Annotated in this window: 4 protein-coding genes and 1 pseudogene; 4 read left to right on the top strand and 1 reads right to left on the bottom strand. The window is 50.0% G+C overall.

What is annotated here, in order from left to right; translation table 11 throughout:
* The first annotated feature begins 141 nt into the window (after nt 1–141).
* The 4 genes from ACI31J_RS07775 (at nt 142) to ACI31J_RS07760 (ending at nt 3,850) form a co-directional block, all read left to right on the top strand.
* Nucleotides 142–1,395: an NADH-dependent oxidoreductase gene (locus ACI31J_RS07775; protein ID WP_439773851.1), complete on the top strand. Its 1,254-nt coding sequence runs from the start codon at nt 142–144 to the stop codon at nt 1,393–1,395.
* Nucleotides 1,396–1,500: 105 nt separating this feature from the next.
* Nucleotides 1,501–2,574 (top strand): NAD(P)-dependent alcohol dehydrogenase, encoded by a 1,074-nt coding sequence (locus ACI31J_RS07770; RefSeq protein WP_439773850.1) that lies wholly within the window; start codon nt 1,501–1,503, stop codon nt 2,572–2,574.
* 59 nt (nt 2,575–2,633) lie between these two features.
* Complete coding sequence (locus tag ACI31J_RS07765; RefSeq protein ID WP_439773849.1) at nt 2,634–3,329, top strand: SDR family oxidoreductase; 696 nt, start codon at nt 2,634–2,636, stop codon at nt 3,327–3,329.
* Nucleotides 3,330–3,442: 113 nt separating this feature from the next.
* Nucleotides 3,443–3,850: a winged helix-turn-helix transcriptional regulator gene (locus ACI31J_RS07760; protein WP_439773848.1), complete on the top strand. Its 408-nt coding sequence runs from the start codon at nt 3,443–3,445 to the stop codon at nt 3,848–3,850.
* A gap of 137 nt (nt 3,851–3,987) precedes the next feature.
* Here ACI31J_RS07760 and ACI31J_RS07755 read toward each other — a convergent pair.
* A pseudogene (locus ACI31J_RS07755) lies at nt 3,988–5,046 on the bottom strand (phosphoenolpyruvate carboxykinase); the annotation flags it as partial.

Below are 5,046 nucleotides of genomic sequence, written 5' to 3'. Positions count from 1 at the left end.
ATGGTGTTATGCCATGGATCCTTTTTTGTTTTGTCTAAATGCTTACCAGCCGGTAAGTACTTACAAATAAGTGCCTACTTGTGAAAATTTTCCCATAGTCTTAGAGTAAATAATGAAATAAAGAAAAAGGGGATCAAGACTATGGCTAATTTATCTGATTCATTAACGTTCCGGCACGGGGCAACGGTTGCGAATCGCTTTGTTCAGCCGCCAATGCTGACTAACAGCGGTGAGGATGGCTACGCAACTCAGGACACGATCAATTACTACAATGCTCACTCCAAGTCTGGTGGGATGGTCATTACGGAATACATGTACGTTACCGAGAATGGTGGACCAGCCCTGACCTGGAAGCGGGGGCGTGAACAGCTGGCAGCTTATGATGATAAATTCGTTCCACAACTAAAGAAGGTGGCACAAGCAATTAAGCATGATGGCAACAAGGCGATCATGCAGATTGCGCACACCGGTCGTGAGGCGAACTTCCGGGCAATGAATGGCAAGCAGGTCTTTGCTCCAACTGGGCTTGAGGATGGCCTTGATTTTCCATTCCTGCCATACAAGGTGCACTCATTATCTAATGAGCAGATCAAAGAAATCATTGCCGGTTTTGGTGCAGCTACTAAGCGGGCAATTGACGCTGGCTTTGACGGGGTCGAAATTCATGGCGCCAACCACTACCTGATCCAGCAGTTCGTGTCCGCATATTCAAATCGACGTCACGATAACTGGGGCGGCTCCATCGAGAAGCGGATGAACTTCCCATTGGCGGTGACTAAGGCTGTTGTTGATACGGTTAAGCAGTATGCGCCAGATGATTTTATTGTTGGTTACCGAATTAGTCCTGAGGAGATCCATGGTAAGAATATTGGTTACACTTGGCACGAATCAACCCAGCTGATCGATAGACTAACCAAAGAGTTTGATCTTGATTATGTTCACCTGTCAATGCCGCAGTTCGATGCTAAGCCAGGAGATGCAATGCTGCTCGACACTGACAAGGCGGACAGCAGCTTCAAGGATTCGACGAAGACGTTGGCTGAGCTCTTCCACCCGTACTTGAACGGGGCGAAGGAGATTATCGTCGGTGGCGTTAATAACCGTGAGAAGGCGGAGGCAGCATTATCTTTAGCTGACCTGGTTGCTGTCGGTCGTGAAACCATCATTGATCCTCTCTTTGCCGAAAAGATCTTGAACGGTGAAGACGATCAGGTCGTCGATGAGATTACCCTTGATCAGGTTAAGAAGAACCACATGACGCAGGGACTGATTGATAATTATTCGGGTCCCGCAGCCGGTATTCCGTTGCCAGGTGCCGCCAACATCAGTTCGCTGCATCAGGGCTTTGGCGGCTGGGCCGAGATGAAGTATCCAAAGAATCCCGAGGTCAAGTAAGCACGGGCGGTAACTCATAGTTGTAGATAATCAGGTGCTCCTTAGATTACGACTATTTGGCGGACGTAGGCCTGAGGAACAGCTTGTGAAAGGTGGGAATACTAAATGCGTGGTTTTGCAATGATTGGGCCTAATAAAACGGGCTTTATTGAAAAGGACGATCCCAAGTTAGGTCATCGTGACGCCTTGGTAAAGCCATTGGCGGTGGCTCCTTGTACGTCGGATATCCATACCGTGTACGAGAACGCGCTGGGGCCGCGGTACAACCTGATTCTGGGACACGAAGCCAGCGGTGAGGTCGTTGCCGTCGGTGATGAGGTAAAGGATTTTAAGGTTGGGGATAAGGTAATAGTGCCCGCTGTTACTCCTGACTGGTCAGCACTGAATTCGCAGGCTGGCTTTTCATCACACTCTGGCGGGATGCTGAACGGCTGGAAATTCTCTAATTACAAGGACGGTGTATTTGCCACTCGCTTCCATGTCAATGATGCGGATGGTAACCTGGCCTACCTGCCGGAAGGGATGGACCCCGGAGTGGCATGCATGCTCTCTGACATGATTCCGACCGGCTTCCATGCCGACGAAATGGCTAACGTTGAATTTGGGGACACGGTCGTAGTTATCGGTATCGGCCCAGTTGGCCTAATGGCACTCCGTGGTGCGGTGTTGCATGGTGCTGGGCGCATATTCGCAATTGGTGGTTCCCGACCGGCGACCATCAAGGCGGCCAAGGAATACGGGGCAACCGACATCATTAATTACCATGACGGTGATATTGCTGAGCAGATTCTCAAGCTTACTAATAACGAAGGGGTTAATAAGGTATTGATCGCTGGTGGTGACGCTGAGCACACCTTTGATCAGGCCGTAAAGATGACGAAGCCCGGTGGGGCAGTTGCCAATGTTGCGTATTTGAATGGGGCCGATACCATTAAGATTAAGGCTGCCGACTGGGGCGTTGGGATGGCCAACGTCAAGATCGACGGTGGCGTAATGCCCGGCGGTCGTTTGCGAATGGAAAAGCTCGCCAGTCTGATCGTCAATGGTCGACTGGACCCGTCAACATTGATTACGCATAAGTTCCATGGCTTTGAGCATATTCCGGATGCCCTGGAATTAATGCACAATAAGCCTGAGAATTTAATCAAGCCGGTTGTCTATACAGATGATATTGACTAGTGATGAAGGTAGCACTCAGCGGTGAGGCTACCTTTATTGTTTTAATTAGGAGGAGTAACATGAAAAAGGTTTTAATTATCGGTGCCAATAGTCGGATCGCCCGGTTTGCCGAAGCGATGTTGGTGAAAATGGCTGATGTTCAACTCACCCTCTTTCTTCGTCATCCAGAGCGACTGGCGGTTGAATTGCCGGCGGTTCAAGTCATTCAGGGCGACGCGACAAACCCGGGTGATGTTGCCAAGGCCGTTTCTGGCATGGACATTGTCTACGCCAGCCTGGCCGGAGATGTAATCGGGGCGGCGAAGACGATCGTCAAGGCCATGGACGATGTGGGCGTCAAACGACTGATCTGGACATCATCGTTGGGAATCTATAATGAAATCCCTGGGGAGTTTGGCCGCTGGAACCAGCAAATCATGGGTGATTACTATCACCGCTACCGTTTAGCGGCCGACGTTGTTGAGAACAGCGACCTTGACTACACAATTATTCGGCCGGCCTGGTTAACCAATGAGGACGAGGTTGACTACGAAACGACCCGGCGCGACGACCCCTTTAAAGGAACCGAGGTTTCGCGCAAGAGTGTTGCAGCATTTGTGGTCAAGTTGATCGCTGATCCGACGATTGCCGTGCGTGATTCAATTGGGGTGGACAAGCCCGGGACCGCCGCTGACCGGCCGCGGCCCGCGGTAATGGCCGCTAACGGTGGTTATGAGCCTGACGTTAAGGAAGACATTAAACTGCGGTTCAAGTAGTATCCTGCACTCATCGGTAGGGACTGTTTAACAACGGTCCAAATCGCCCTGGCTGAACAAGGCCGTCATGTATTGTATAATAATTACTAAAAGACAGATTGGCGGTGGAAAGCTTGGCAAAGCAAAGTTATTTTCTGGGGTGTAACTACGTTGTTGAAATGGTTAGCGGCAAATGGAAGCCATCAATTATTTGCTCACTCGGGCTGGCACCCAAGCGGTTTGGCGAATTGCGTCGTTACATGATGGACCTTTATGGAACTGCGCCGGCAGAAAAGGTGCTGAGCCAGCAGCTCCACCAGTTGATTGATGACCAGATTGTCGAACGCACAGATTATAGTGCGGTGCCGCCCAAGGTCGTATACTCACTGACCGCCCGGGGAAAGCGGCTGAAGAAGCTGTTGATTCAGATGGCTGAGTTTGCAGAGAGTATCCAGGATGATACGGTTCATTTCGAATACAGTTCCGCCGTGATGAAAGGGGAAGCTAAAGCCGTTCGGCAAAGCAACAGTGATGGCTCATAGCTGTCCAAAAAGGCAGTAATCACTTTGGATGAACGTTGCTGTTAATTCAATAATAAAAAAGCTGTCCGCTGGGGCAGGTGAAACAATTCACCTGTATCTCAGCGGACAGTTTTCGTATTATTTAACTTTAGTTGTTACTAGTTGTTCATCAGAACATCGAGCAGTTCTTGGGCGGATTCCTTCAGAGCGTCCTTGGACTTGTCGTTGCCCAGGTGGGTGTAAATTTCACCGACGTAAACGTCATTGTTGAAGAGGTTGTTGAAGACCTTGTCGATGATTGGCTTGGTCTTTTCTTGCTCTTGAACCGGACCGAATGGGTTGGCGAAGAAGGTGGAACTCATTCCAACTTCATCGGTTGTCCCCAGGGCCTTCCGCTTACCAGCGATGAAGACTTTCTTGGCTTCATCTTCAGTGTCGAAACGGTGGATCCCGACCTCGTCACTGTAGTTGTTAGCGTAGAGCCACATGTCGACCGGGTGGTGTTCAACAACGTGTTCGTAGGTGTCGGCCGGGATGATAACCCGGGCGTTTTGTCGTTCAGGATTGAGGTAGACACCACGGTCCATGTTGTTGAAGGCAACGGCACTGGACAGGTCATCGAGCCGGACGAAGGCACCGGTTTCGGTTCCTTGGGCGTAGAGCTTGCCATCATCACCGATGGTAAAGCTTCCCATGTCATCGAAGATCGTTTCCATATCAACAATCTTATCATCAGCAATTTCCTGCAATGCTTCGATTGATTCGGACTTCCCGGCACCGGAGTCACCGAAGAAGACCACGTTCTTTTCCTTACCGTTGGTAAAGCGGATCTTCAGCATGGAACCATGAATTGGCAGACGGCCGTTATTAATCTGGTGCAGGTTATGCAGGGTCAGGCACATCTTCTTCATGTAGCCGAAGTAAGTAGTCTTGTCAGTGTATGGTACTTCACCGACCCAGATCTTGTTCTTTTCGTCGAGGTAGTAGTGAGAAACCATCCCTTCGGTCTTTGCCAAACCAAAGAGGAGGATCATGTCAGGCTTTTGACCTTCAACTTCGTCTGGGGATGCCAGTTCAAACAGGTTGGAGAGAGCAATCCCGTTGACCAGGTAGTCAACGTTGAAGTAGATGTAAGCCAGGCTTTCACCGATCTTAGCAGGGTAGCAGTACCATTGACCCTTTTGACCGTGGAAACGCTTGATTGGGTTTTCTTCGAC

The sequence above is a fragment of the Limosilactobacillus sp. genome, from assembly GCF_051873075.1.
Lineage (GTDB): Bacteria > Bacillota > Bacilli > Lactobacillales > Lactobacillaceae > Limosilactobacillus.
This window is presented reverse-complemented; position numbering and strand designations above follow the sequence as displayed.